This is a genomic window from Hydrocoleum sp. CS-953 (assembly GCF_002260545.1).
Taxonomy (GTDB): domain Bacteria; phylum Cyanobacteriota; class Cyanobacteriia; order Cyanobacteriales; family Microcoleaceae; genus Trichodesmium.
Genome location: NZ_LGSU01000117.1, coordinates 1 through 2,210 on the forward strand (window position 1 = coordinate 1; position 2,210 = coordinate 2,210).

Here is a 2,210-nt window from a genome sequence, read left to right on the forward strand (position 1 = left end):
ATAAGCTTTGGTTTGACATTGTTCTGGGGTTCTCAGTGTATGTGTTTCCAAAGCAAATTCTTGAGCAACATTAATCAGTCGTTCCAAAAAATCTGTCCGAAAATCTCCCCAACTCCCCAACTCCCTTACTCCCTACTCCTATTAACTCTAGGAACAAATAGAACAAAATCAGTAGGCACTATCGGTTCAATACTTGAGTCAAAACCACCCACTTGATTAGTACGCAATATTGACAAGGAAGCACCAAACTGGAGAAAAATCATCGCTAGTTGGTCGTTAGTAAACCGAGGTAGGAGCGATCGCCAACTTGCTGCAAGTTGCCCTAAAGTTTCGAGGGGAGTTTCTACAGGGAAACCTCCTAAAGTTGTTGCTTCATAACGCCAGTCTGTTCGTGCTTTTCCTAAAGGTGTTAAATGATTTTCCAAAGTTTTGACTAGGTTAGTCAACTGTTTAAATCTTTGAGTTTGTTCATCATCGGGATGTTCCCTCAACCATTTCATAATTAGNCCTAAAGTTGTTGCTTCATAACGCCAGTCTGTTCGTGCTTTTCCTAAAGGTGTTAAATGATTTTCCAAAGTTTTGACTAGGTTAGTCAACTGTTTAAATCTTTGAGTTTGTTCATCATCGGGATGTTCCCTCAACCATTTCATAATTAGGGGATTTGATTTTAACTGGGCGACCATCCGATTCAAAGCTGTATAGAGTGCCTGACTAGAATCTTGTACACAGGAATTTATCGGACTGACAGAAGTAGTACCTCTACCATCTCCTGTTCGGTAACGAGCTGCCATTACATCTAGTTCTTGCACTATATAATTAAGTGGGGAAAATTTAACACCATTAAAATCATAATCTTCAGTCATAGGTTTGAACTTAATAATAATCTCCGAAGTAGGGCGAACTCCTAACCATCCCCATTGCCGATCGCCCATATATCTTGCCCAAGATAAAGTACCGGAAATAATTCCATCACAGTTATGAGTGTAGATTTGTCGATATTCCAGATTAAACCGAAGTTCATTAGTCAGGGGTTCCCGGACTACCTTTGCAATACCAAAAGCAAAATGACCGAAAAATATTCCCAAGGGTGAAAGTTCTGGTTTTTTCCCGCCAATACCTCCATAAACGTGCATGAAAATAGCGCGTTCCCCATCTTGCCAAATAGGAGCATCAGAAATTTCACTCTCTTCTAGTTTTTCAGTAGGGTCGAGGAAAATATTTGCTATATTACCTTTCGGCGCGACTTCCTTCTGCCAATATTTATAGTTGATATAATCTAAAGTTGCCTTTTTGCCAGAAATTATTGTCTGAGGTTGAACAGAAAATAAAGCACGAGGAGCGATCGCCTGTACGACAAATTTACCTACGGCATTTTTGGCTCCATAAATATACCAACCTTTGGAATTTACAGGAGAATTTTCTAAACCTTCATTAGTAGAAGGCAAAACACCATTACGGTCAGCAACCACGGAGGGAATATAAACAATTTCCTCCATACCATCAAATTCCTGAGAGTTGCGGTTATAGTGAGACACCCGAAATAAATCATCGCCGACAAACTCTTGAATTTTCACCAACCCATAAAAACGACCAGAAATTTGAATTGGTTCCCGACTAATATATAGATTTTGGCGACCTGCACCAGTATCTTCAACTATTACAGGTTCGGGTAAAGCTACAATTACATCATCTTCTGGTCTTGCACCTGCTAAAGATTCTAGAGGATCGACATTTTGCCAATTATTTATCCGGTCTGGATGAATATTTCCTTGTCGCTTACTTATCCTTACCTGCTCGACAAAACTAACATTCGTCGTGACAAGCTGAACATAAGTTTGTAGTTGAGGGTAATCGCTCCAACGTAAATTTACAATTTGTCCGATCAGGTCTTGATTTGCCGAATCTGCTGTATGAACTTCCAGCAATACACCTTTAACTTTTTCCCTTTCCTCAGCAGTCGGTAAAATTAACCGCCCTACATAAGTACCGATAGGTTGATAAAATTCTGAATTAATATTTTGACTAATCTCCTGTCGGCTAAATTGACTTTCATCAAAACTTTCTCCTTCCGGCGTAGGTAAACTTTCCAAATTTTCCTCTATTTCCTGTTGTCTATTGCCGATTAAATTTTCTCCCTCAATATTTTGATTAATTTCCTGTCGGTTAAATTGACTTTCATCAAAATTTCCTCCTGACTGTGTAGGTAAACT

At 39.2% G+C, this 2,210-nt stretch carries 1 pseudogene; it reads right to left on the minus strand.

Annotation, left to right across the window (positions count from 1 at the left end):
- Positions 1-125: 125 nt before the first annotated feature.
- Positions 126-506, minus strand: a pseudogene (locus tag AFK68_RS37860) (peptidase); the annotation flags it as partial.
- Between the last annotated feature and the right edge of the window lie 1,704 nt (positions 507-2,210).